At 61.2% G+C, this 24,208-nt stretch carries 18 protein-coding genes, 1 pseudogene and 1 riboswitch; of the genes and pseudogenes, 8 read left to right on the top strand and 11 right to left on the bottom strand.

The window, feature by feature from the left end; all coding sequences use genetic code 11:
* Window positions 1-422: 422 nt before the first annotated feature.
* From LG371_RS07470 to LG371_RS07445, 6 genes are all read right to left on the bottom strand, one after another.
* On the bottom strand, window positions 423-1,766 hold the full coding sequence (locus LG371_RS07470) for a DUF58 domain-containing protein (RefSeq protein ID WP_067593761.1): 1,344 nt from the start codon (window positions 1,764-1,766) through the stop codon (window positions 423-425).
* Window positions 1,767-1,775: 9 nt separating this feature from the next.
* Window positions 1,776-2,780 carry a MoxR family ATPase gene (locus LG371_RS07465; protein ID WP_067593758.1) on the bottom strand — a complete coding sequence of 335 codons (1,005 nt, stop codon included), beginning with the start codon at window positions 2,778-2,780 and terminating at the stop codon, window positions 1,776-1,778.
* A 124-nt stretch (window positions 2,781-2,904) separates the two neighbouring features.
* Window positions 2,905-4,260, bottom strand: coding sequence for a DUF4350 domain-containing protein (locus LG371_RS07460; RefSeq protein ID WP_225748174.1), 1,356 nt, complete (start codon window positions 4,258-4,260; stop codon window positions 2,905-2,907).
* The gene (locus LG371_RS07455) at window positions 4,257-5,810 is read right to left on the bottom strand and encodes a DUF4129 domain-containing protein (RefSeq protein WP_225748173.1); all 1,554 of its coding nucleotides are present in this window, start codon (window positions 5,808-5,810) and stop codon (window positions 4,257-4,259) included. Before LG371_RS07455 ends, LG371_RS07460 begins: the two co-directional genes overlap by 4 nt.
* A complete protein-coding gene (locus LG371_RS07450; protein WP_067593749.1) occupies window positions 5,807-6,787 on the bottom strand; it encodes a stage II sporulation protein M in 981 nt (326 codons plus the stop codon). Before LG371_RS07450 ends, LG371_RS07455 begins: the two co-directional genes overlap by 4 nt.
* Complete coding sequence (locus LG371_RS07445; protein WP_225748172.1) at window positions 6,784-7,740, bottom strand: RDD family protein; 957 nt, start codon at window positions 7,738-7,740, stop codon at window positions 6,784-6,786. Before LG371_RS07445 ends, LG371_RS07450 begins: the two co-directional genes overlap by 4 nt.
* 193 nt (window positions 7,741-7,933) lie before the next feature.
* Here LG371_RS07445 and LG371_RS07440 point away from each other — a divergent pair, with 193 nt between their 5' ends.
* On the top strand, window positions 7,934-8,437 hold the full coding sequence (locus tag LG371_RS07440) for an SMI1/KNR4 family protein (RefSeq protein WP_067593746.1): 504 nt from the start codon (window positions 7,934-7,936) through the stop codon (window positions 8,435-8,437).
* Window positions 8,438-8,546: 109 nt separating this feature from the next.
* Here LG371_RS07440 and thiD read toward each other — a convergent pair whose 3' ends face one another.
* The 3 genes from thiD to tldD all read right to left on the bottom strand — a co-directional run bounded on the left by thiD (window position 8,547) and on the right by tldD (window position 12,174).
* On the bottom strand, window positions 8,547-9,362 hold the full coding sequence (gene thiD / locus LG371_RS07435) for a bifunctional hydroxymethylpyrimidine kinase/phosphomethylpyrimidine kinase (protein ID WP_370632672.1): 816 nt from the start codon (window positions 9,360-9,362) through the stop codon (window positions 8,547-8,549).
* 23 nt (window positions 9,363-9,385) lie between these two features.
* Window positions 9,386-10,186 (bottom strand): hydroxyethylthiazole kinase, encoded by an 801-nt coding sequence (thiM, locus tag LG371_RS07430; protein ID WP_067593740.1) that lies wholly within the window; start codon window positions 10,184-10,186, stop codon window positions 9,386-9,388.
* A 180-nt stretch (window positions 10,187-10,366) separates the two neighbouring features.
* Window positions 10,367-10,460, bottom strand: a riboswitch (TPP riboswitch).
* A gap of 250 nt (window positions 10,461-10,710) precedes the next feature.
* Window positions 10,711-12,174 carry a metalloprotease TldD gene (gene tldD, locus LG371_RS07425; RefSeq protein ID WP_067594309.1) on the bottom strand — a complete coding sequence of 488 codons (1,464 nt, stop codon included), beginning with the start codon at window positions 12,172-12,174 and terminating at the stop codon, window positions 10,711-10,713.
* Between the two features lie 491 nt (window positions 12,175-12,665).
* Between tldD and fabI the strand changes: the two genes are divergently transcribed.
* The 5 genes and pseudogenes from fabI (at window position 12,666) to ribD (ending at window position 18,216) form a co-directional block, all read left to right on the top strand.
* On the top strand, window positions 12,666-13,454 hold the full coding sequence (fabI, locus tag LG371_RS07420) for an enoyl-ACP reductase FabI (protein WP_067593737.1): 789 nt from the start codon (window positions 12,666-12,668) through the stop codon (window positions 13,452-13,454).
* 167 nt (window positions 13,455-13,621) lie between these two features.
* The gene (locus tag LG371_RS07415) at window positions 13,622-15,295 is read left to right on the top strand and encodes a YdgA family protein (RefSeq protein ID WP_225748171.1); all 1,674 of its coding nucleotides are present in this window, start codon (window positions 13,622-13,624) and stop codon (window positions 15,293-15,295) included.
* 97 nt (window positions 15,296-15,392) lie between these two features.
* Window positions 15,393-15,785, top strand: coding sequence for a GCN5 family acetyltransferase (locus LG371_RS07410; RefSeq protein WP_225748170.1), 393 nt, complete (start codon window positions 15,393-15,395; stop codon window positions 15,783-15,785).
* Window positions 15,786-15,977: 192 nt separating this feature from the next.
* Window positions 15,978-17,007, top strand: a pseudogene (ruvB, locus tag LG371_RS07405) (Holliday junction branch migration DNA helicase RuvB).
* A 114-nt stretch (window positions 17,008-17,121) separates the two neighbouring features.
* Window positions 17,122-18,216: a bifunctional diaminohydroxyphosphoribosylaminopyrimidine deaminase/5-amino-6-(5-phosphoribosylamino)uracil reductase RibD gene (gene ribD, locus LG371_RS07400; RefSeq protein ID WP_225748169.1), complete on the top strand. Its 1,095-nt coding sequence runs from the start codon at window positions 17,122-17,124 to the stop codon at window positions 18,214-18,216.
* 196 nt (window positions 18,217-18,412) lie between these two features.
* Here the strand turns inward: ribD and erpA are convergent, their stop codons facing one another.
* On the bottom strand, window positions 18,413-18,760 hold the full coding sequence (gene erpA / locus LG371_RS07395; RefSeq protein WP_067593722.1) for an iron-sulfur cluster insertion protein ErpA: 348 nt from the start codon (window positions 18,758-18,760) through the stop codon (window positions 18,413-18,415).
* 275 nt (window positions 18,761-19,035) lie between these two features.
* Window positions 19,036-20,529, bottom strand: coding sequence for a sel1 repeat family protein (locus LG371_RS07390; protein ID WP_225748168.1), 1,494 nt, complete (start codon window positions 20,527-20,529; stop codon window positions 19,036-19,038).
* A 485-nt stretch (window positions 20,530-21,014) separates the two neighbouring features.
* On the opposite strand from LG371_RS07390, the gene LG371_RS07385 reads away from it, so the two are divergent.
* Both LG371_RS07385 and parE read left to right on the top strand, forming a co-directional pair.
* A complete protein-coding gene (locus LG371_RS07385) occupies window positions 21,015-21,851 on the top strand; it encodes a 23S rRNA (adenine(2030)-N(6))-methyltransferase RlmJ (protein WP_067593716.1) in 837 nt (278 codons plus the stop codon).
* Between the two features lie 260 nt (window positions 21,852-22,111).
* A complete protein-coding gene (gene parE, locus LG371_RS07380) occupies window positions 22,112-24,091 on the top strand; it encodes a DNA topoisomerase IV subunit B (protein ID WP_067593713.1) in 1,980 nt (659 codons plus the stop codon).
* Window positions 24,092-24,208: the final 117 nt, after the last annotated feature.

Raw genomic sequence — 24,208 nt, 5'->3', positions numbered from 1 at the left:
CTATCGCGGGAGAGGAGGTGGATTTTCTGGCAAATAACAAATTTCAGGCAACTTCATCATTATGATGCGCTTTGTTCACTCTTGCGCCTCATGCCGGCGCGGGCACTTCCTTTCTTTGCTTCGCCAAAGAAAGGAAGCAAAGAAAGGCGACTGCGGGCACAGGTTTGCTGCGCAAACTTCCCTCACTCCGCACGGTTTTTCGGGCGAGCTCGCAACTTGCGGCTTCGCCGCTTCGAACATGCAAGCCCTTGTTTCCCGAAAAACCGCGCTCCGTTCGGCTGCGCCAGCAGGGGCGGCACAGCACTGCACATGAATAGTAAACATACTGTTTGATGTTTTTAGGCTACATAAGGCTACCTGAAAAGTTTGCCGATTTTTCAGGTAGCCTTTGCTGCGCTTGTCTGGTTTCAGGCAGCCCTGCCCTACCAGGCCTGGCGGCGTTTGAGCTGGAGGTAGCGGTTGATGAGCTCGGTGCTCAGTTGGTTGGGCAGCACGTTGATGGCGTGGATGCGGGCGGCGTCGAAGTGGCGGATGGCTTCTGCCACGTGGCTTTCGTATTGCAGGGCGCCGAGGTAGGCTTGGGCGTCTTCTTCTTTGCGCACGGGCTGTTGGCGCACTTCTTCAGGGGCGAGGGGGCGCAGGCCGCCGAACAGAACCATGTGGTGTTTGCGCAGGCGCTGGATGTATTGCAGCAGGTGGCGGCTGTCTTCGTGGTTCAGGTGGGAGAGCACGACGACGAGGGCGCGGCGCTTCTGCTTTTGCAGCAAGAGGTTGACGGCGCTTTCAAAGTCGGCGGCCTGTTGCGAGGGCTCGATGTCGAACACGCCCTGCACGAGGCGGCCAAGCTGCTCCATGCCTTTGTGCGGCGGCACGAAGCGGGCTTCGGGATGGGCGAAGGTGAGCATGCCGATGGCGTCGCCGTGTTTGAGTGCGGTGTAGGAAAGCAGCAGCATGGCTTGCAGGGCGTGGTCGAAGTGGCTTTTGCCTTCCATTTGCAGGCGCATGTTGCGGCCGCAGTCGAGCAGGAAGATGAGCTGCTGGTCTTGCTCGTCTTGATAGGTGCGCACGATGGGGCGGCTCATGCGGGAGGTGGCTTTCCAATCGATGTTGCGGATGTCGTCGCCGTCTTGGTAGTCGCGCAATTGGTGGAAATCCTGCCCTAGGCCGAGGCGCGGCAGTTTTTTCACGCCCACTAGGTTAAGCCAGCGTTGCAGGCCGATGAGATCGGCGCCGAGGATGCGGCTGAAATCGGGCAATACGTCCACTTTGTCGGCCAGCTCCTGCTGGTGCCGCCGCTGCCACAGGCCGAGCGGGCTGGCGAGCCAGTATTCGATGCCGGCGAATCGGGCGCGGCCGCGCAGGCGGGGGGTGACTTGATAGCGGATGGTGGAGAGGCGGCCGGGCTGCGTGTCGATGAGCAGGTGCGGCGTGTTGGTGTGCCAGTTGGGTGGGAAGAGGTCGGCCACCAGCAGGGTTTGCGCCTGCCGCCAGCGGCCTTGGGCGGGCGGGGTGAGCGTGAGTTCCACACTGTGCGGCCGGCCTTGGATAAACTGGTGCGGCAGGTTGCGCTCCCATTTCGGCGCGGGCGGATGGCGCTGCCAGCGGGCGTCCGCCAGCGCGGCAAGCGCAAGCAGCAGCGCGATGCCGCCGGCAACATATTGGATGATGTTGCCAACGTTTGCGTTCAGGTAGCCAGCCAGCCAGCCGGCTATGCACACGGCAAGCAGGGCGGCAAACAGCAGCACCAGCAGTCTGGACGGTCTCATGGGCAGGCCTTACAAGCGCGGCGCGGGCACGGAAGCGGCCAGTTCATTCAGCACCTGCTCCACCTGCACGCCTTCCATCTCCATCTGGGTGGAGAGGCGCACGCGGTGGCGCATGGCGGGCAGCCAGATGGCTTTGATGTCGTCGGGGGTAACGAAATCGCGGCCGGCCAGGAGCGCGTAGGCGCGGGCGCAGCTGATGAGCGCGATGCCGGCACGCGGCCCGGCGCCCACGGAAAGTGCCGGCCAATCGCGGGTGGCGGCCACCAGGCGCACGGTGTAGTCGATAATCTGCGGATCGACGCCCACCTGCGCCACCAGTTTCTTCAGCTGCTCGATCTGCTGCGGCTGAAACACATGGGCAGGCTGGCTGCTGCTGAGCAAGTCGTTGTTGTTGCTGTTGATGACGGCGCTCACCATGCGCGCTTCGTCGGCGGGGGCGGGATAGCCAATCATCACCTTGAACATAAAGCGGTCGAGCTGGGCTTCGGGCAGCGGATAGGTGCCTTCCTGCTCGATTGGGTTTTGCGTGGCCAATACCATGAAGGGGCTGGGCAGGTGGTGGGTGTGGCCGTCGAGCGTTACGCTGCGCTCCTGCATCACTTCGAGCAGGGCGGATTGGGTTTTGGCCGGGGCGCGGTTGATTTCGTCGGCGAGCAGGAGGTGGGTGAACACCGGGCCTTGACGCAGCTCGAAGCGGCTGTTGTGCGCATCGTAGCGGTAGTGGCCGGTAACGTCGGAGGGCATCAAGTCGGGCGTGAACTGGATGCGGTGGAACTCGCCGGCAAAGGTTTGCGCCAGAGAGCGCACGAGCAGGGTTTTGCCTGTGCCGGGCACGCCTTCGAGCAGCACATGGCCGCCGGCGAGGAATACGGTGAGCACTTCGTCCACCACCTGCTGCTGGCCGATGAGCACTTCGTTGAGCCGCGCGCGCAGCACCTGGATGGCGCGCACGCCCTGCTGCATGGCGGGGTTGGCGGTGTGCTGGCCGGGCTGGGGGAAGTTGATGTCCGTCATCGAATCATCCTTTGGGTTGGGGGTTTGTTGATTAATCGGAGTGGGGTTTCAGGTAGCCTGCGGCTGGCTTGAGGCTACCTGAAAACCTGGCGGGCATATTTTTCAGGTAGCCTTCAGCCGCCGGCTAATACCACGAGCGGTATATCTTGCGCATAATCCGTTGATGCGAGGCGAGCATTTGCAGCCACTGCACCAAGTTGATGTTGTCCGGCAGCGGTTTGAGCCAGGGCTCGACCACGGAGGGCGGCAGCTTAGTTTGGGCGCTGAGGAATTCGAGCTGCTTGCGGCTGCCCATCTGCTTCCAGGCGGGGTGGCGCTGTTGCAGGGCTTCGAGCAGGCGGCGCTGCATATCGTTCAAGATGGCGCGGCGGCTCAGGTGGCGGGTGAGGAACTGGCCTTGGGCGAACAGGTGCTGTTTCAGGTAGCGTTCGGGGGCGGGCGGCAGCTGCTGCACCACGCCCACGCGCACGATGATGCGCCACAAGAGCACGAGTGCGGCGGCGAAGGCCAGCGCCCACAATACGGGCTGGGCCTTGATCATTTTCCACAGCATGGGTGTGCTGCTGCCGTAGCCGGCTTGATAAAGTTTGTCCACCAGGATAACGCGTTCTTTTCCCTGCGCCAGATAAGCGGCGAGGTAGGCGTGGTCGTAGAGGGCGAGGCTGTTGTCCCAGGAGTCGGGGCGGCCGGGGTTGGTAAGCCAGCTTTCGTCGAAGGTGAGCAGCACGCTGCCGTCGCCGTAGGCCACGCGGATGATTTGCACCCCGTAGGCGTTTTTGCCTTGAAACAGCACGGCGGCGTTGGGCTGCGGCACCCACACGGCATTGTCTTGATAATAGCTGCTGCCGAGGATGTTGAGCGTGGCTTTTTCAGGTAGCCTCACGCTGCTGAGGGCGGCGTTGCAGCGTTCGCTCACTTGTAGCGGCTCGGCTTCGCCGATTTGCTGCTGTGCTTGCCGGATGCGCTCGGCGGTTTTCACGCAGGCGGGCAGATTGGGCAAGTTGGGCAGGTTTTTGTCGTCGATTTCGGTGGCTTTGGCGGTGTGGATTTGCAGGCGGCGCAGCATGGTGGCGCGGAAGTCGTCTGCTCCGCCGCTGCCGCTGCTGCTGCCGGCCGGGTTGTCGCTGGCATAGCTGGGCAGGGGCAGCACGAGGTGGTTGCCGCGCCCCACCCAGCCGAGCAGCCGTTCGGCGTCTTCGCTGCTGTCGAGGCGGTGATCGGCCACAATCATCAGCTGCTTGTCGGCGTATTCGTTGATGCCGTTGAGGCCGTACAGGCTGCGCTTGCTTTCCACGCGGGCGGTGCCAGCGCGCTCGAGCAGCTGTTTGAGCGAGAAAAGCCGGCCTTCGCGGATTTGCTGCTGCGCGTCGAGCGTCTGCCAGCTTTGGGTTTGCCGTTTGTCGAGGTTGGCGGCCACAACCAGCCCGCCAACGAGCAATACCGCCAACAGGCCGATGAGCAGGGCTTTCATGTTTTTCATGCCGCGCCCTCCCCTGCCCGGGAAAGGCTACCTGAAAATTCCGGCGCGCCGCTTTCGGCAAACACGCGGCGGTATTCGCGGCACAGGCGGTGTACGGTTTCGCGCTCGGGCAGGCGGTGGGCATAGGCCAGGGCGACCCAGGAATCGGTGAGCGGCTGCCAATAATCCAGGAGCTGCGGCTGGCGCTGGCGCACGCGTTTGAGCACTTGGCCTTCGGTGTCGCTGCTGCGCAGGGGCAGACCGTGGCGGCGGCTGATTTGCGAGAGGCTGCCGCGGTACAACAGGCTCATGGCGGCGCGAGGGTCGCGCTCGTATTCGGCCAGCACGGCGGCGGCCACGTCGCCCGGCAGGCTTTCGGGGGTAATCTTCATGCCGAACAGGGTTTCCGGCACTTCTTTGCCTTCGTTCAGGCCGAAGCCGCCGTTGGCCTGATACCAGCGGTATAGCAGCCACAATACCAGCCCGAGCAGGATGCCGATCAGGGCATACATCAGCGCGTTAAACCACGGGCGGGGCGGCGTGGGGATGTTATCGGGCAGCGGTATGTTGGGGTGGCGGCTCTGCTGCTGTTTGTTGCAGCTGCGCCAGCAGTATTCGGTGTCGGTTTTCAGCTGCCGGAACGGCGGTTTTTCCAAGGTCTCTTGGCGCACCTGCTCGATACGGCCTTGGTTGGGCAGCGGTTCGGCATGCAGGCTACCTGAAAAACCGAAGCCGATAAACACAGCCAGCAGCAGCGCCCACAGCGTGCTGCTCTGCCCCAGCAGGCGGTCTTGGATTTTGCGGGCGGCCAAGCGGATGTCCCAGCCCTCGGCGCGGGTGCGCGCGTTCAGATACAGCATGAAGCCGCAAGCCACATACAAAGGCCCCCAGAAACACAGCAAAATCATATACAGCACGTCTGTGAGATACTCAAACACGCGCCCTTCCCCGGCATCAATCAATGCGCCGATTTGCGTCAGCGCCTGGGTGGAACGCATCCCGCTGAAGGGGTTGCCCACGATATTTTGCGCAGGATCGCCCACCCACAGCCAAAACAACAGGCTGAGCAGGCCGAGGCTCAGAATCATCTCCAGATGGATGCCGAAAAAGGTGAGCCACACCGCCCCGCCGCCGCTCTGGCGCGAAAGCTCGTTGCAGCGGCGCTGGTGGTTTTGGCCCGACAAACGCTCCAGCAGCGTTACCGGCAGCACCAAACTGCGGCGGAAGCTGAAGCGCCGCCAGGTTAAATCGCCAATCAGGCGCGGCCGCCACATCTGCCCCAAAGCCGCGCGCACGCATTGCCGGTATGGCGGCAGCGGCTCAAACACCTGCTGCGACATCAGCCACAACACCGGCGCCTCAAACAGCGGCTTGAGCCACCAAATCAGCAGCCCCGCCCACTGCGGCCGCTGCCAGCACAGCAGCAACACCAAGGCATACACCGGCAGCGACAAGCTTGCCCACACGCCCATATACAACCAAGGCCGCTCCTGAAACAGGCGCGCGCCCAAATCCAGCGCTTCCCAGCCGCTGCGCGGGCGGAAATTGAGGCGGGTTTCCCAAATATTCATGCCGCCCTCCTTCCCGCATACAGCAGATAGGCATACACCAACAGCCACATCACCACGGAAACCATATATTTAAACATCATCGGAATGCTGGTAATCGGCGACCAAAAGCCCTCAATAAACGCAGCGATAAACAGCAACAGAAAGCCGCCGTTCATCAAGCCCACCGCCTGTTTGCCCTGGATGCGCAGCGCATCGCGGCGCGACAAGCCCTGCGGGTTGAGCAGCGCCAAACCCAAACGCAGGCCGCCCGCCGCCGCCAGTACAATGCCGGTGAGCTCGAACGCGCCGTGCGCGCCCACGAAGGAGAAAAAGGCCGGCCCGGCCGGGTCTTTCACCATATAGCCCATCGCCCCGCCGATGATCCAGCCGTTGCTCACGGTTACATACACCGTACCCAAACCGAACAGGATGCCGCTGACGAAACTTTGAAATGCGATGGTGATGTTGTTGAAAATATAGAAGCCGGCCATGGTGAAGTTTTGCCAAGCCTCGCGGTTGCTGCCGGCGGCGTATTGCTCCATCATTTCCTTGTAGGAATCGGCCAATTCCGGGCCCTGACCCAGGCCGGCGATTTTGTCCACGCTCTCCGGCACGAAAGCCGTGAGCAGGAAGGCCACGGCAAACGGCAGGTAAAACAGCGCGTGTGCCAGCCACACCAGTTTTTTCTCGCACCGCACCAGCTGCGGGAAGCCGTGCCGCACAAAATCGCGGAAGCGCACCCACAGCGACACTTGCTGCCCCACATACAAAAGCTGGTGCGCCCGCTCGCACAGGTATTGCAGATAGTCGGTGAGGCCGCCGGAATAGCAGCGGTCGGTGGCCACTGCAAGGTGGTGGCACACGGTGCGGTAGTCTTGCACAAACAGGGTAATCTGCTTGGCGGGCAGGCTGCCGCGCCGCGCTTCCAGCTTTTGCAAATCCTGCTCGAACGCGCGCCAAAACGCCTGATGCTGCTCTTCGAAAAACAACTGCCTCATTCGGCTGCCCCCCTCTGTTCGCCCGCGTAGTATTTGCCCAAGCCCAAAATCAGCTGCTCGGCGGCGCGTTCGTTTTCCTGCCGGCCGAAGATGGCGCCGGCCATCATCTGCGCCAGCTCGGCAGTACGAGCCGCGCTCAGGTGGCGGCGGCGCTCCACAAAGCTCAAAATCGCCTGCTGCTCTTCGCGGGTGAGCGCCACCGGCGGGATAACGGCCTGTACGCCGCCCAAATCCATGCGCTGCGCCTGGCCGCGGGTTTTGTCGACATATACCACCACGGTGGAAGCCAGAATATCGCCCAGGCGGCGGCCGTAGGGGTTGCACAGGCCGGTAACCAGCCCCACGCCGTAAAACATCGGCATGGCGTCGAACACGCGCAACAGGTTGCGCAAGAGCGAGGCCGACCAAGTGATGTGCGTGCCGTTGTCGTTGACCACGCGCAGGCCGAAGATTTTCTTGCCCGGCGTTTGCCCGTGCCACCACACTTCAAATACCACGAAATACAGCCACACGGTGAAGAAGCCGTTTACAAACAGCAGGAAGAAAAACAGGCCTTTGCCAAAATCGTTGCCGGAGTAACTCAAAGCATCTTGAAAAACGAAAGTGAGCAGCATGGTGGAGACCGTTATCCAAACCATGCGGATGATGAAATCGACAAACCAGGCGCGCGAGCGGGCGAACACCGAAGCCGGACGCAGATAAATATCAATGGCTTCCGGCGTTTCTACTTTGAGCAGGGTATCCAGCCGTGAGGAGAAGGTTTCGGACATAGGGAAAGGTGTGTGCAAACGGGGCGGTGCGGCCGCCGCCAAAATGGGCGAACTTTGCCCGAAAGGCGGGCGTTTGGCAAGTTTTCGGCGGGAAGAGGGGCGGAGAGTGTGGCGGGGATTTTTCAGGTAGCCGGTTTTCAGGTAGCCTGTCTGCATGCAGGCTACCTGAAAAGTTTGCAGCATTGAGTGTGCGCCGAATAATGTGCCGCCACAGAGGCTACCTGAAAATGGTTAGGCTAGCTGAAAAGAGGCTTCCGCAGAAAAGCAGATGCCAGCCAAGCCAAAATAGTTAGCTGCGCCGAAGCCGAATTTCTGCGAAACTCAATCACAGCGATGGAACACAGATTGCCCAGCCCCTCACCGAAAGGACAAAACCATGTGGTATCAATCCTTTGAGTTTTACGACAAACAACATCCCGCCGCTGCCGGCGATATGGCCGCATTCCGCGCGCCCTTGCCCGAAGCCGAGCGTGCCGACGCATTGCGCTGCTTGGAAGCCTACGCCGCGCAGCTGGATGCCACCGCATTTTGCCTGCCTCCCCATTTTTCTATTCCCAAAGAACTGGCGCAGCTTTGGCAGTATTCGGTGAGCGGCGGGATAGTGGGCAACGGGCAGGATTTCGGCTATTTTTTGCCCGCAGAAGTGGTGTCGTTTTATTTTGCCTACCAATTTTGGCACTACGCGCCCAACCTGATGCCGATTGCGTTTGACGGCGGCGGCATATTCTATTGCTACGATTTCCGGCCGCACCAAGCCGCAAGCGGCCATCCGCCGCCCGTGGTGATGAACGATTCGGGCAACCTTGGCGAAACCGTTGATGAAATCATTTGGGCAGGCAATACGCTTGCCGAAGTGTTAGCTAAGAAATTGGGTTATTAGACATTCAGTTAGGAAGATGAACGTCATGCCGATTTTTCAGGTAGCCTCCAATCAAAACAGGCTACCTGAAAAATTCGGGTAGCCTGATGCGCATCACGTGCCGCAGAAATTAAATTTCCGGCTCTGCCCGAAACGCCCAATGGTTTACCGGGCCGTGGCCGTGGCCGATGTTGAGCGGGTGGGAGATGGCGGCGGTGATGCACTGCTTGGCGGTGTGCACGGCGGCCTCCACGCTTGCGCCTTTGGCCAGCTCGGCGGTGAGGCAGGCGGAGAAGGTGCAGCCGGTGCCGTGGGTGTGCGGCGTGGGGAAGCGCGGGCTTTCCAGCGTGAACTGCGTGTCGGGCATAAACACCCAGTCGCGGCAGATTTCGCTTTGCGAGCCGCCGCTGTGCCCGCCTTTGATCACCACGGTGTGCACGCCGGCTTCCTGCAACAGGCGGGCGGCGCGTTCGGCATCGGCATCGCTTTGGATGGCGATGCTGGTGAGCGCTTCGGCTTCGGGCAGGTTGGGCGTGAGCACGTCGGCGAGCGGCAGCAGATGGCGTTTGAGCGCGGAGACGGCGTTTTGCTGCAACAGCGGCGCGCCGCCCTTGGCCACCATCACGGGATCGACCACCAGCCGGCCAAACGGTTTGCCCGCCAGCTTTTCGGCCACGCATTCAATGGTTTCCGCTGTGCCCAGCATGCCGATTTTGCAGGCGGCTACCTGAAAGTCGGCGGCGATGGAATCGATTTGCGCGCGGATAATATCCAGCGGCACTCCGTGGATGGCCTGCACGCCCAGCGTGTTTTGCGCGGTAACGGCGGTGAGCACGCTCATGCCGAACACGCCGCGCATTTGGAAGCTTTTCAAATCGGCCTGAATGCCCGCGCCGCCGCCGCTGTCGGAGCCGGCGATGGTGAGCGCCTGTGCGATTGTTGCCATGATTACCCTCCTCATTCAATTGGTTAAATCCATTCCACGCGTGCCCGATCGGCAGCTTGCCGCGCGCTAATCGAACCGAGATGGTCGATGAGCGACACGGCAAACGAGCCGCTCTGCGTGTCCTGCAAGCCTTGCGCCGCCAGCTCGCCGGCCACGGCATATACGGTGCAGGCTTCGGCCACGGCGTGCAGCATATCGCCCGGCGCGGCCACGGCGGCAAAGGCGCCCACCACGGTGCTGAGCAGGCAGCCGGAAGCGGTAACTTTCGGAAACAGCGGCGTGCCGTTATTCAGCTTGGCGGTGCGGCTGCCGTCGGAAACGTAGTCGGTTTCGCCGCTGATGGCGGCGATGCAGCCGTGTTGCTGCGCGATGCGTTGGGCGATTTCTTGCAAATCGGCCGAGCCGCTGCCCGCGTCCACGCCTTTGGCCTGCCATGCCACGCCGGCAATGTGCGCCATTTCGCCGGCATTGCCGCGCACGGCGGCGAAGCGGATTTCGCGCAGCAGCCGCGCCGTGGTGTCGCGCCGCAGCGCCGTGAAGCCTGCGCCCACCGGATCGAGCACCACCGGCACGCCGGCGCGGTTGGCGGATTTGCCGGCGGCGAGCATGGCTTCCACTTTGTGCACGTTCAGCGTGCCGATATTGAGCACCACAGCCGAGCTGGCGGCGGCGAGTTCGTCCATTTCGTCCACGCTGTCGGCCATAATCGGCGAGGCGCCGATGGCGAGCAGGCCGTTGGCGGAGAAGTTGGCGGATACGATGTTGGTGATGTTGTGCACCAGCGGGTTGCGGGCGCGAACTTGATCCAGATATTTGATTTGCATGTTGTTTGCTCCTTCGGCTTGGCAGGTGCGGGCAAGAAAAACGCCCGCTGCGGGTCGGGCGTGTGGGTGTGTACGAGACAGTGTGCCGGCTTCGGCTGCGCGGGAACGCTGCGCTTTAGCTTCGCAGAAACTCAGCCTTGCTGCGCAAGACATCGTTTTCAGGTAGCCTCCATCAAGCTTAAGGCTGCTCGGATAGTTTCCTACGCCAGTATTAACTGTATCAGGTACAACGGGTATTTTCTCAGCCGCGCCGGCGGCACCCCGACTAATCGCGGGCGGATTATAGCCTGCGCCCGGCTTTTTTGAAACTGCGGCGGGGGGGGGGAAGGTTACCTGAAAGCAAAGCTTCAACGAAGTTAAAACGAGCGTAGCGAGTTTCTGCGAAGAATCAAACATAAACCCTGTCCCACGGCCGCTGCTACGCTGTGTTGCCAAAGGCAAAGGCTACCTGAAAACCCCCATTGCCGTTTTCAGGTAGCCCTTTATTTTTCAGGTAGCCTTTAAGCCATGCACGGCCAAAGCATTCAACCGGCCTCGCTGCCGCCCACCGTCAGCCCGGCATCGATGCGCAGCGTGGGCTGCCCCACGCCCACGGGCACGCTCTGCCCTTCTTTGCCGCACACGCCGATGCCGCTGTCGAGCGCCATATCGTTGCCGATCATGCTCACGTGTTTGAGCACTTCCGGGCCGCTGCCGATGATGGTGGCGCCCTTCACCGGATATTGCAGTTTGCCGCCTTCCACCCACCAGGCTTCCGAAGCGCTGAACACGAATTTGCCGCTGGTGATGTCCACCTGCCCGCCGCCGAAGTTCACGGCATACAGGCCTTTGTCGATGGAGGCGATGATTTCTTCCGGCTCGCGGCTGCCGTTTTGCATGAAGGTGTTGGTCATGCGCGGCATGGGCACGGCGGTGTAGCTTTCGCGCCGGCCGTTGCCGGTAACCGCCATGCCCATCAGGCGGGCGTTGGTTTCGTCTTGCAGGTAGCCGGTGAGGATGCCGTCTTCAATCAGCACGGTTTGGCGGGTTTCGTTGCCTTCGTCGTCCAGATTGAGCGAACCGCGCCGCCGGGCGATGTCGCCCTGGTCCACCACGGTCACGCCCTCGGCGGCCACGCGCTCGCCCAGCCGACCGGCAAAGGCGCTGGTGCCCTTGCGGTTGAAATCGCCCTCCAGCCCGTGCCCCACCGCTTCGTGCAGCAGCACACCCGGCCAGCCGCTACCGAGCACCACGGTCATGCTGCCGGCGGGCGCGGGGCGCGATTCCAGGTTGACCAAAGCCTGCGCCACGGCAGCGTTCACATATTCGCGCAGCCGCTCTTCGGAGAAATAGTCCAGCCCGTGCCGGCCGCCGCCGCCGAAGCTGCCCATCTCGCGCCGTTCGCCCTGCTTGGCCACCACGCTCACGCTCAGGCGCACCAGCGGGCGGATGTCGGCGGCGGTGCGGCCGTCGAGCCGCGCCAGATACACCAAATCGTATTCGCAGGTAAGCCCGGCCATCACCTGCACAATGCGCGGGTCGGCCGCCTTGGCGAGCTGTTCCACGCGGTTGAGCAGCGCCACTTTGGCCGCCGAATCGAGCCCGAGAATCGGGTTGTCGGCAGCATACAGCGCGGGTTGCGTGCGGCTACCTGAAAAACTGCCGGAGCCGTCCAGCTTAATCTGCCGCTCCTGCCCCGCCGCGCCGATGGTGCGCACTGCTTCCGCCGCCTGCCGCAACACCGCCGGATTGAGGCTGTCGGCATAGGCAAACGCGGTTTTCTCGCCCGACACCGCGCGCACGCCCACGCCCTGGTCGATATGGAAGCTGCCGGATTTCACCATGCCCTCCTCCAAATGCCAGCTTTCATAGGCTGTGCGCTGGCAATAGATGTCGGCGTAGTCCACATGGTGCGCGGAAATGGCGGACAGGGCGCGGCTCAGTTCGGCACTGCCGAGCTGGTTGGCATGCAGGAGTTGGCTGGAAACGGTTTGCTGGATGGTGTTCATGTGTGCGACAAGGAAAGCGTGTGGAAAGAAAAGCGGCATTATATAACGGAGCGCACCATGCCGATGCGCCTAGCCTGCAACCGCCCTAAATATTGAAAAAATAAATGGCCTCCATATGGTTCGATAAAAATATTTTCCAGATAAATATTGATAACAATTATCGTTTATGTATAATACCAACATGCTTCAGCCAAACTCGGCTGGGCAATCCGTCTTCTCTCAAATTCCCACAGGAGTGCGCCTAGCGAACCGTTTCCTCTACATCCCAATACTCAAAACCGAAAGCCGAAGCCTGCTGCCCCAAACAGCGGGTTTCGGCTTTTTTGCGTTTGCCGAGCCTGCGCCCCAACCCGTCTTGCCGATGCGGCTATATTTGATTTGCGCGATTTACGCTATAATGCGCCGCTTTTCCACACGGCTACCTGAAAATTCCTGCGGCACTGCGCCGCCGCTAGCCGGCACAACTATATACTACTTCAAGGATTCAGAAAATGGGCTTTTTGCAAGGTAAAAAAATCCTGATTACCGGCATGATTTCCGAACGTTCGATTGCCTACGGCATCGCCAAAGCCTGCCGCGAGCAGGGCGCCGAGCTGGCATTCACCTATGTGGTGGACAAACTCGAAGAGCGCGTGCGCAAAATGGCGGCCGAATTCGGCTCTGATTTGGTGTTCCGCTGCGACGTGCAGAGCGACGCCGAAATTGAGCAGGTGTTTGCCGATTTGGGCAAAAAATGGGACGGTCTCGACGGCCTGGTGCACGCCATCGCCTTTTCGCCCAAAGAAGCGCTCAGCGGCGACTTCTTAGACAGCATCAGCCGCGAAGCATTTGAAATTTCGCACGATGTTTCCGCCTACAGCCTGCCCGCACTGGCCAAAGCCGCCCGCCCGATGATGCGCGGCCGCCACAGCGCCATCGTTGCCCTCTCCTACCTCGGCGCCGTGCGCGCCATCCCCAACTACAACGTGATGGGCATGGCCAAAGCCAGCCTGGAAGCCGCCATCCGCTTCACCGCCGCCTGCGTCGGCCCCGAAGGCATCCGCTGCAACGGCGTGTCTGCCGGCCCGATCAAAACCCTGGCCGCCGCCGGCATTGCCGATTTCAGCCGCCTGCTCAGCCACGTGGCCTCGCACAACCCGCTGCGCCGCAACGTGACCATCGAAGAAGTGGGCAACACCGCCGCCTTCCTGCTCTCCGACCTAGCCTCCGGCATCACCGGCGAAATCACCTATGTGGACGGCGGCTACAGCATTAACGCGCTGAACGACACCGCATCTTAATTCCGCCGCGGCTGCCCTGCCCCGATAGGATAGAGGCTACCTGAAAACAGTTTTAACGAAAGTAAAAATCTGTTTTCAGGTAGCCTCTTGCCTAGGTAGCAGCAAGACAGTGCCGCATTTTGGTGTTATCCTTGCGCCTTTCTGATTACCCCGTTTTTGGTTGCCGCATGAAAAAACTCCTCCGGCTGGTTTCCGGCCTCATCCTGCTGCTGGCCGCGCTGGTCTTCGGCGCGCCCTACTACCTCGGCATCAAGGCCGAAGAAAGCCTTGCCAAGCAGCACGAAATCCTGGCCGACACCTCCTTCCTGCAAGTTGAATCCCGCCGCTACGAGCGCGGTTGGTTTTCCTCAACCGAAACCACCGTGGTGCGCTTCAAGCCCACCTTCCTCGCGCAGCTGCAAGACAAACTGCCCGACAACCTCAAAACCATCCTCAACCAGCCCATCACGCTGGAAAGCCGTGTGAACCACAACCTGTTTGCCAACGGCATCATGCCCGTGCGCGCCGTGGTGGAAACCCAATTCAACTTCGAGCCAGAAAGCCGCGAAATCCTGCAGCGCTTCTTCGGCAGCCAGCCCCCCGCCAGCCTACGCAACGTGATCAATCTCGACGGCAGCGGCCATCTGTCTTGGCAAGTGCCCGCCTTTAAATATCAAGAACTTTCCGGCATCGCCATCGATTGGCAGGGCCTCAAAGGCGAAACCGACTACGCCAAATACTTCACCTCCTACCAAACCGACCTGGAAAACCCCGGCCTCACCATCACCCTGGCCGACAAAGGCAGCGTCGCCTACCAAAACCTCAAGCTGCACACCGAAACCCGCGACGGCCAGCACAACCTCGCCCTAGGCAGCAGCAAGCTCACTCTCGGCCAAGTGCAGCTGGAATGGAAAGACAACATCAGCTACGACATCCGCCTCAACGACGTGCTCAATATGGTGTCCGACCTGCAAATCGGCAGCTTCATCAACCCCTATGGCCAAGTGCCCCCGTCCAAAATCAGCCTCACCGATTTGCACATCGAAACCAGCATGGCGGAAGACGGCCAATGGGTGAACACCGAAGGCAAGTTCGGCTTCGCCAAGCTCAACTACGGCAGCGACAGCTACGGCCCGCTCGCCATTATCGCCAGCGCCGAACACCTCGACGCCGAAAGCCTCGCCGCCCTCAAAACCCGCCGCGACCAGCTCGTTACCCAGCGCCTCGACGACGGCCAGATGCGCGAAGCCCTGCTCGCCACCCTGCGCCGCGAAGCCGCCGGCCTCTTCACCAACGACCCCGTAATCCGCCTCAAGCAGTTCGACCTCACCACCCCGCAAGGCATGATCAGCAGCAGCGGCGAGCTCAAATTCAGCGGCCTCACCGCCGCCGACCTAAACGACATCAACAGCATGATGGCCAAAACAGATGCCGACTTCCACATCGCCATCCCGCAGAAACTGATCGAGCAGCTCACCGCCTCCCAGGCCAAAAACTACATCAGCGTCGATCCCTCCCTGCCTAATGCCGACAAAGAAATCCAAGAAGCCGTGCGCCTCTGGCTCGACAACATCCTCACCGGCATGGCCAGCCAAGGCTACCTGAAAATCGACGGCAACCAAATCGTCAGCACCCACATCGTGATTCGCGACCAAGCCCTCAGCATGAACGGCAAACGCATCGAATCACAGGCCGACCAAGACCTGCTGCCCGACAGCTCCTGCCCGCCGACAGCAGCGCCCCCGCCGCTTCCGCCCCGGCCTCCGCGCCCGCCCAAGCGAGCCACCCCGCTGCCGCCTCCGCCCCGCCCAAAGGCGCATCCGCCCCTAAACCCAGCAAGAAGGCTGCCGTTTTTCAGGTAGCCTTCTAACTATAAGTGGATTAAAAAAATCGGGGTAAGGTGAGCCAATGCCGTAGCGGTTTTGTAATCCACTCTATTTCCAGCAACCGAGCAACACCATGCCCTATCCGAGCGCCGTCCATCCCGAAAAAGTCGGCACCTATCCTGCCCGCACCCATTCCGGCGGCGGCTATTTCTACGACCAAGTGCTCGAATACCGCGTATGGTGCCACCCCGAGCGCGGCGCACCCGACGTACACCAAGGCAGCGACTATTTCCACGCCTTCGCCGCCCTCGCCTTTTCCCAAAAGCAGCCCGGCAGCGAAGCCCCGCTCGTGTTCGTCCGCCAGCAAGAATATATTGACGAACCCAGCCCCGGCACCTTTGTCCGCAAAAGCGGCGAACGCCTCACCGAATGGCTGCCCGAATGGCTGGAAAACAGCCAACGCCGCCCCGGCTCGATAGAAGCCTTCCTCGCCCAACACAAAACCAAACCCAATCAGGCTACCTGAAAGCGAAGCTTCAACGTAGTTAAAACGAGCGTAGCGAGTTTCTGCGAAGCTAAAACAGAAAACAGAGCTTCAACAACGTTAAACCAAGGTTTTCTAAGCCCGCCAGTTCCGCCACACCACACCAAACATTTTTCAGGTAGCCTCCCAGCCCAAGCAAACATCCCACCCCAAATCCAGCCGACACCATCCGCCATGCTCCAAACCGACACCCTCACCGCCGCCGAACCCGAGCGCCTCATCACCGCCCGCCAGATTTCCAACCAAGAAGAGCAGCTCGAACGCGCCCTGCGCCCCAAAACTCTCGCCGACTACATCGGCCAAGCCAAAACCAAAGAGCAGCTCGGCATCTTCATCGCCGCCGCCAAACAGCGCGGCGAAGCCCTCGACCACACCCTCCTCTTCGGTCCGCCCGGCCTGGGCAAAACCACCCTCGCCCACATCATCGCCAAAGAGCTCGGCGTGAACCTGAGGCAAACCAGCGGCCCCGTGCTCGAACGCGCCGGCGACCTCGCCGCCCTGCTCACCAACCTCGAGCCGCATGACGTCCTCTTCATCGACGAAATCCACCGCCTCAGCCCCGTAGTGGAAGAAATCCTCTACCCCGCCCTCGAAGATTACCAGCTCGACATCATGATCGGCGAAGGCCCCGCCGCCCGCAGCGTCAACATCGACCTCCCCCACTTCACCCTCGTCGGCGCCACCACCCGCGCCGGCATGCTCACCACCCCCTGCGCGACCGCTTTGGCATCGTCTCCGCCTCGAGTTCTACACCGCCGCCGACCTCGCCACCATCGTTTCCCGCTCCGCCGGCCTGCTGCAAATGAGCCTCGACGACACCGGCGCCCTCGAAATCGCCCGCCGCAGCCGCGGCACCCCCCGCATCGCCAACCGCCTCTTGCGCCGCGTGCGCGACTACGCCGAAGTGAAAAGCAACGGCCAAGTGGACGCCCAGCTCGCCGACGCCGCCCTGCGCATGCTCGACGTAGACAACGAAGGCCTCGACATGATGGATCGCAAATTCCTCGAAGCCGTGCTGCACAAATTCGCCGGCGGCCCCGTCGGGCTCGACAACATCGCCGCCGCCATCGGCGAGAGCACCGACACCATCGAAGACGTCATCGAGCCCTACCTCATCCAACAAGGCTTCCTCCAACGCACCCCGCGCGGCCGCGTCGCCACCGAACGCAGCTACCGCCACTTCGGCATGCCGTTGCAGCCTTGAAAGCAGGCTACCTGAAATCCTACCAGCTTTTTTCAGGTAGCCTTTCCCCCAACTTAGAGGCTACCTGAAAAATCTGCTCCGGCTAAATCCCACCCCATCCATCCCATACCCGCCATGCCCCAATTCTCCCCCAGCGACCACGCCCTGATGCAGCAAGCCCTCACCCTCGCCTGGCAAGGCCGTTTTTCCACCACGCCCAACCCCCGCGTGGGCTGCATCATTGCGCACGGCAGCCAGATTGTCGGGCAAGGCTTCCACCTCAAGGCCGGCGAGCCGCATGCCGAAGTGCACGCCCTGCACCAAGCCGGCAGCGCCGCGCAAGGCGCCACCGCCTACGTTACCCTCGAGCCCTGCGCCCACCACGGCCGCACCCCGCCCTGCGCCGAAGCCCTTATTCGCGCCGGCGTGGCCCGCGTGGTGGCCGCCATGCAAGACCCGAACCCCTTGGTGGCCGGCAAAGGGCTGGCCATGCTCGAAGCCGCCGGCATTCAGGTGGCCTCAGGCCTGCTGGAACATGAAGCACGGCAGCTCAACCGCGGCTTCCTCTCGCGCATCGAACGCGGCCGCCCCTTCGTGAAGCTCAAAACCGCCGCCAGCCTCGACGGCAAAACCGCGCTGTCAAACGGCCAAAGCCAATGGATTACCGGCGAAGCGGCGCGGCACGATGTGCAAATCCAGCGCGCCGAAAGCTGTGCCGTGCTCACCGGCATCGGCACCGCCCTGGCCGATAACCCGCGCCTCACCGTGCGCAGCTTCCCCACCCTGCGCCCGCCACTGCGCGTGCTGCTCGACAGCCGCCTGCGCCTGAGTGCCGGCAGCCACCTGCTCGACGGCAGCGCCCCCACGCTCATCTACACCCTGTCCGAGCGCCCCGCTCCCGCCGGAGAAGCCGAAATCTGCCGCCTGAGCCCCGATGCCCAAGGCCGCCTTGATTTGTCCGCCGTGCTGTTCGACTTGGCCGCACGCGGCATCGGCGAGCTGATGCTGGAAGCCGGCGCCACCCTGGCCAGTACGTTTCTAGCGCAGGATTGGGTGGACGAAATCGTGTGCTACCAAGCGCCCAAACTGCTCGGCGGTGCGCAATCGCCCACCCTGTTCGGGCTACCTGAAAATCCGTCCGCCCTCAGCCGCGCGCCCGACTGGCAAACCGTGAGCGTGGAGCAGCTCGGCGACGACATCAAATGGGTGCTGCAACGGCGGCGCGGATGAAGCGTGCGGGCAAACAAAATACCGGCTGCTTGGGCCGGTATTTTGTTTTCGGTAATGGCGAAAATTTTTCAGGTAGCCTGGATGGCTGATGACTCTTTTGTGGGTACATTTAAAGCAAGAGGCTACCTGAAATGCTGCGCAGCAAAGCGTCTGCGCTGCTTTATTTTTCAGATAGCCTTTGGGCGTGTTGCCAAACTCAAACCGAGAAGGAAGAGCCGCAGCCGCAGGTGGTGGCGGCGTTGGGGTTGCGGATAACGAACTGCGAGCCTTGCAGGCTTTCGGTGTAGTCGATTTCGGCGCCGACGAGGTATTGGTAGCTCATGGGGTCTACTAAAAAAGTGAGGCCGTTTTTTTCGATTTGGAAATCGTCGTCGTTTACGATGTCGTCGAAGGTGAAGCCGTATTGGAAGCCGGAGCAGCCGCCACCGTTCACAAACACGCGCAGTTTCAAATCGGGGTTGTCTTCTTCGGCAATCAGCTCGGCCACTTTGCTGCAGCAGCTTTCGGTGAAGATGATGGGGTTGTTTTCGTCAATATCGGACATGATTCATTCCTTTTTCTGTGTTATGCGAAACGGGCTTATTGTGGCGTAAAGCGGGGTTTGCGGGCAAGTCGGTCGCGGGTAAATCTTAAGCGACAGATAGGGGCGGGGCGGCGGATTTAAAGTGGGCGGGCAAACGGGCGTGGCGTTTAACCATCACTGCATGGGAAGGCTACCTGAAAATGTAATCCGGTTTTAGCTTTGCAGAAACTCCGCTTCCTTCGGAAGCTTCGTTTTCAGGTAGCCTTTCTTTTTCGGGTAGCTTTTTTCAGGTAGCCCTAGGCCAGCTCTTCTTGCCATTGCGCTAGGAGCTTCTGCCATTCGCCGTCGTTTTTATGGCCGTGGGCGATGGCGGCTTTCAGGTGGGAAATGGCTTCGCCGGCGTTGGCGCGCACGCCCCAGCCGTGGTAGTAGAGGCAGGCGAGGTTGTAGTGCGCCACGGGGTCGTGGCGGAGGGCGGCTTTTTTAAACCAGGCGGCGGCTTTCTCGAAATCTTTGCCCACGAATTCGCCTTGGAAAAACATCATGCCGAGATTGGTTTGGGCGCGCGGCAGGCCGTATTCGGCGGCGGCTTTATACAGCGAGAAGGCTTGGCCGATATCTTGGTTCACTCCGAGGCCGAAATGGCAGGCGAAGGCTTGGCGGTAGTGTTCTTCGGCCAGCTGTTCTTCTTTGTCGGGCAGGTGGCAGACGGGGTCGGAGGCGCGGCGCTGGGGCTTCACGGGCTCGGCCAGCTTTTCTTTGGCTTCTTCGTGCCCGTTAAGCACGGCTTGTTCGTACCATTGGCGGGCGAGTTTGTCGTCTTTGGATACGCCGAGGCCGTAGCGGTATACGTCGCCCATCTGATACATGGCGTCGGCGTTGCCGAGGCGCACGGCCTGCTCGAGGCAGCGGATGGCGGCTTCGAAGTTTTGTTGGATGCCCTGCCCGGTGAGCAGCTGGCGGGCGAGGAGGTTGAGCGCTTCGGAATCGTTGGCGTTGGCGGCTTGGATAATCCATTGCACGGCGAGTTTGGGGTCGGCGGCGCAGCCGATGCCGTTGAGGCGCATGTGGCCGGCCTTGCTTTGTGCGGCCACCACGCCTTTGGCGGCCACGCGTTCGTACCAATGCAGGGCTTTGGCTTTGTCCATGCCGCCGAAGCGGCCGGTTTCGTAGAGGCGGGCGAGCTGCCCTTGGGCGTCGCCGTAGTCGTGTTCGGCGGCGTGCTTGAGCCAGCTGATGCCTTGGCGCACGTCGGTTTTAGTGCCCAGGCCGTGCAGCAGGGCGTAGGCCATGTGGTATTGCGCCTGCGGTTCGCCCAATGCGGCGGCGCGGGAGGCCCAGGCGAAGGCTTTTTGGTGCTGGCCGTGGGCGGCGGCATTTTCCATCAGCCACACGATGGCCTGTGGGAATTTCTGCGCGGCCAAATGTTGCATCACTTGGCTGGCGGCCAATACGTCTTGCTGTATGCCTTCGCCGTTGGCCTGCATCATGGCCAGGCTGTAGGCGGCGTTCAGGTAGCCCGAGGCAGCTGCGCGTTCCAGCCAGTAGAGTGCGGTGGCGTAATCTTGCGCGGTATATTTGCCTTGGCGGTACCATTCGCCCAATTCGTATTGCGCCTGCTGGTATCCCATTTCGGCGGACTGGCGCATGTCGGCCAGGGCGTTTTCCCGCGTGTCTTCCGCTTCCACGAGCTCTTGGGCGCGACGGTAATACGATTCGGCATCGGGCAGGCTGCCTGGCTCGGCCTTGGCTGATTTGCCCGATTTGCGTTTGAGTGCAAATTTAATCATTCGTTCCAACCGTGAATTCTTTAAAACAACGCCTGCTTCGGCCTTTGGCGCAAAACAGCCGCTCCTCCCTTGCCGGCTTGCCGGTTTTTGCTGCCAAACGGGCGGCAGCATGTTGTTAATATGCAGACATTTTAGCATGTCTGCCCTAATCTGTGGCAGCCCGCGTTGGCTATTTAGGCCTACCTGAAAGGCAGCCTGCGCACAAAAATTGCGCGTTAGCATGCTCACAATTACCGTTCATTTGATTTTGGTCAATGTCCCGCCCGGGCAATCTCCCTATAATCGCTCTCAAGTTGAAAGGATTTAGTTCCGACGGGTTTCCAAGCCGGTCGGAGAAATAGCGAAGTAACCTGTTTCTTGTAACACTGGATTCATTTTCCTCTTGATGTGTGTGTGTTTAGGTGTGGCTTGTGCCACACCTTTTTTTGTCTGCGATTTGCGTGCGGCTCGGTTAGAATACAATTTTTCCCTGCTACAAACACCCCATGCTCAGCTACCGCCACGCCTTCCACGCCGGCAACCATGCCGACGTGTTCAAACATTTCGTTTTATTCCTCATCCTCAGCTATTTCAACCGCAAAGACAAGCCCTATTGGTATATCGACACCCACAGCGGCGCCGGCCTTTACCACTTAGAAGAAGACCAAGCGCAAAAAACCGGCGAATACCGCCAAGGCATCGCCCGCCTGCTTGCCGCCCAAACCCTGCCCGCCGAGCTCGAACAATTCCGCCAACACCTGCAAAACCTCCTGCCCCAGCCCCAGCTCTACTGCGGCTCCCCCCTCCTCGCCCAAAGCTTGCTGCGCCCCAACGACAAACTGCGCCTGTTCGAGCTGCATCCCGCCGACTTTCCCCTTCTCCGGCAAAACACCGCCGCCGACCGCCGCATCATCGCCAAACAAGCCGACGGCTACCAAAGCCTGATCTCCCTCCTGCCGCCCCCGCCGCGCCGAGCCGTCATCCTCATCGACCCGCCCTATGAACAAAAGCAGGAATACCGCCAAGCCGTACAAACACTAGGCGCCGCCCTCAGCCGCTTCGCCACCGGCTGCTACGCCCTCTGGTATCCCTGCCTTTCGCGCGAAGAAAGCCGCAGCCTGCCCGCCGAATTGCGCAAACTGCCCGCCGCACATTGGCTGCAAGCCGAGCTGCACGCCCACGCCCCCCGTGCCGACGGTTTCGGCATGCACGGCAGCGGCATGTTCCTCATCAACCCGCCCTACGTGCTGGCCGAACAGCTTGCCGCCAACCTGCCCGCCCTAGCCGAACTCTTGGCGCAAGACAGCAGCGCGCATTTCGTGCTGGAACAGCACGGCGGGTAAGCAGATATTTTGGTTTCGCAGAAACTCTGCTGTACCCATTTTCAGGTAGTCTTTACTTGAGTAAACAGTGGCTGGCTATTTTTCAGGTAGCCTCCGCGGCTGGCTGAGGCTACCTGAAAGCGAAGCTTCAACGAAGTTAAAACCAGCAAAGCCAGTTTCCGCACAGCCAACAACCCCGCCCCATTTTTCAGGTAGCCTTCCCCCAAGCAGCCGCGCCCCGATATGTTAAAATAAACAAGTTCCAAGTTCGCAAACACACCATGACCAAGCCATATTCCGAAAGCAGCATCAAAGTCCTCAAAGGGCTCGAGCCGGTGAAAGAACGCCCCGGCATGTACACCCGCACCGACAGCCCCACCCACATCTGCCAAGAAGCCATCGACAACGCCGCCGACGAAGCGCTGGGCGGCTTCGCCAGCCGCATCAGCGTGGAAATCCACGACGACGGCTCCCTTTCCGTGTCCGACAACGGGCGCGGCATCCCCGTGGGCCTGCACCCCGAAGAAGGCATCCCCGTGGTCGAGCTCGTGTTCACCCGCCTGCACGCCGGCGGCAAATTCGACAAAACCAGCGGCGACGGCGCCTACGCCTTCTCCGGCGGTCTGCACGGCGTGGGCGTGTCCGTGACCAACGCGCTCTCCACCCGTTTGGAAGTGACCGTGCGGCGCGAAGGCAAAGTGTACCGCATCGTATTTGCCGGCGGCGACGTGGTCGAGCCGCTGGCCGAAACCGGCAAATGCCCCGCCAAAGAAAGCGGCACCACCCTGCGCATCTGGCCCGACGCCAAATATTTCGAAAGCCCGCACTACGACATCGCCGAAATCGAACGCCTGCTGCGCGCCAAAGCCGTGCTGCTGCCCGGCGTGAGCGTTTCCCTCACCCGAGCGCAGGCTGGGCTACCTGAAAAATCCACCCAATCCTGGCACTACCCCGACGGCCTCGAAGGCTACCTGAAAACCCTGCTCGCCGAACAGGAAACCACCCTGCCCCTGCTCACCCTGCAAAACCACGTTTCCGGCAGCCACCACGGCGATTTTGCCCACGGCGAAGGCGTATCCTGCGCCCTCACCTGGCTGGAAGAAGGCCGCATCAGCACCGAAAGCTATGTAAACCTCATCCCCACCCCCGCCGGCGGTACCCACGAAGCTGGCCTCAAGCAGGCCCTGTTCAACGCCGTATCCAACTTCATCACCCACCACAACCTCCTGCCGCGCGGCGTGAAAATCCAAAGCGACGACGTGTTCAACCGCGTATCTTTCGTGCTATCCGTGCGCATGCTCGACCCGCAGTTCCAAGGCCAAACCAAAGACAAGCTCACCAACCGCGACGCGCTCAAACTGGTGGCCGCCATGGCCGGCGACCCGGTGGAGCTGTGGCTCAACCAAAACCTCGAAGCCGGCAAAAAAATCGCCGAGCTCGCCATCCGGCAGGCGCAGGAGCGCATGCGCTCGGTGAAGAAAATCGAAAAGAAAAAAGGCAGCGGCATTTCCGTGCTGCCTGGCAAGCTCACCGACTGCGAAAGCGAAGACATCCGCGAAAACGAGCTTTTCCTGGTGGAAGGCGATTCCGCCGGCGGCTCCGCCAAGCTCGCCCGCGACCGCAACACCCAAGCCATCCTGCCCCTGCGCGGCAAAGTGCTCAACAGCTTCGAAGTGCACCGCGACCAGCTCTTCGCCAACACCGAAATCCACGATATTTCCGTGGCCATCGGCGTCGATCCCCACGGCCCGGAAGACGAGCCGAACCTCTCCGGCCTGCGCTACGGCAAAATCGCCATCCTCTCCGATGCCGACGTGGACGGCTCGCACATCCAAGTGCTGCTGCTCACCCTGTTCTACCGCCACTTCCCCGAGCTGGTGCGGCGCGGGCACATTTATGTGGCGCAGCCGCCCCTGTTCCGCGTGGACGTGGCCGCGCAGGGCAAGAAAAAGCCCGCCCGCAAATTCTACGCCCTCGACCAAGCCGAGCTCGACGGCATTTTGGAAAAACTGCGCAAGGAAGGCCTGCGCGAAAACCACTATTCCATCAGCCGCTTCAAAGGCTTGGGCGAAATGAACCCCGACCAGCTCAAAGACACCACCATGCACCCCGACACCCGCCGCCTGCTGCGCGTACACATTCCCGACGGCAGCGACCGCCCTACCTACGACGTATTCGTGAAACTGATGGGCAAAGGCGAATCCGCCCAGCGCCGCAGCTGGATGGAAGCCGAGGGCGACAAAGCCGAGCTGGATATTTAGCCCGCTTCGCCAAAAGTTTGGAGTGGCAAGAACGATGCCATACTCCGTTTAGCCGCGCAGAAATTCGCCCAAACAAAAAACTCACGCAAACACACCCATGCCCCCGTTTCCCTCCGC

It is taken from the genome of Eikenella sp. Marseille-P7795 (assembly GCF_916618725.1).
Taxonomy (GTDB): Bacteria; Pseudomonadota; Gammaproteobacteria; order Burkholderiales; family Neisseriaceae; genus Eikenella; species Eikenella longinqua.
Note: the sequence above shows the minus strand (reverse complement) of the source record. Positions and strands in the feature narration are given on the sequence as shown.

Coding starts and splice junctions, on each gene's coding strand:
- LG371_RS07415 (WP_225748171.1), top strand. CDS start 13,622: ATGAAAAAACTCCTCCGGCTGGTTTCCGGCCTCATCCTGCTGCTGGCC.
- LG371_RS07385 (WP_067593716.1), top strand. CDS start 21,015: ATGCTCAGCTACCGCCACGCCTTCCACGCCGGCAACCATGCCGACGTG.
- thiM (WP_067593740.1), bottom strand. CDS start 10,186: ATGCAAATCAAATATCTGGATCAAGTTCGCGCCCGCAACCCGCTGGTG.
- LG371_RS07465 (WP_067593758.1), bottom strand. CDS start 2,780: ATGACGGACATCAACTTCCCCCAGCCCGGCCAGCACACCGCCAACCCC.
- LG371_RS07390 (WP_225748168.1), bottom strand. CDS start 20,529: ATGATTAAATTTGCACTCAAACGCAAATCGGGCAAATCAGCCAAGGCC.
- ribD (WP_225748169.1), top strand. CDS start 17,122: ATGCCCCAATTCTCCCCCAGCGACCACGCCCTGATGCAGCAAGCCCTC.
- erpA (WP_067593722.1), bottom strand. CDS start 18,760: ATGTCCGATATTGACGAAAACAACCCCATCATCTTCACCGAAAGCTGC.
- fabI (WP_067593737.1), top strand. CDS start 12,666: ATGGGCTTTTTGCAAGGTAAAAAAATCCTGATTACCGGCATGATTTCC.
- LG371_RS07460 (WP_225748174.1), bottom strand. CDS start 4,260: ATGAAAAACATGAAAGCCCTGCTCATCGGCCTGTTGGCGGTATTGCTC.
- thiD (WP_370632672.1), bottom strand. CDS start 9,362: ATGGCAACAATCGCACAGGCGCTCACCATCGCCGGCTCCGACAGCGGC.
- tldD (WP_067594309.1), bottom strand. CDS start 12,174: ATGAACACCATCCAGCAAACCGTTTCCAGCCAACTCCTGCATGCCAAC.
- LG371_RS07450 (WP_067593749.1), bottom strand. CDS start 6,787: ATGAGGCAGTTGTTTTTCGAAGAGCAGCATCAGGCGTTTTGGCGCGCG.
- LG371_RS07440 (WP_067593746.1), top strand. CDS start 7,934: ATGTGGTATCAATCCTTTGAGTTTTACGACAAACAACATCCCGCCGCT.
- LG371_RS07455 (WP_225748173.1), bottom strand. CDS start 5,810: ATGAATATTTGGGAAACCCGCCTCAATTTCCGCCCGCGCAGCGGCTGG.
- LG371_RS07445 (WP_225748172.1), bottom strand. CDS start 7,740: ATGCTGCAAACTTTTCAGGTAGCCTGCATGCAGACAGGCTACCTGAAA.
- LG371_RS07470 (WP_067593761.1), bottom strand. CDS start 1,766: ATGAGACCGTCCAGACTGCTGGTGCTGCTGTTTGCCGCCCTGCTTGCC.
- parE (WP_067593713.1), top strand. CDS start 22,112: ATGACCAAGCCATATTCCGAAAGCAGCATCAAAGTCCTCAAAGGGCTC.
- LG371_RS07410 (WP_225748170.1), top strand. CDS start 15,393: ATGCCCTATCCGAGCGCCGTCCATCCCGAAAAAGTCGGCACCTATCCT.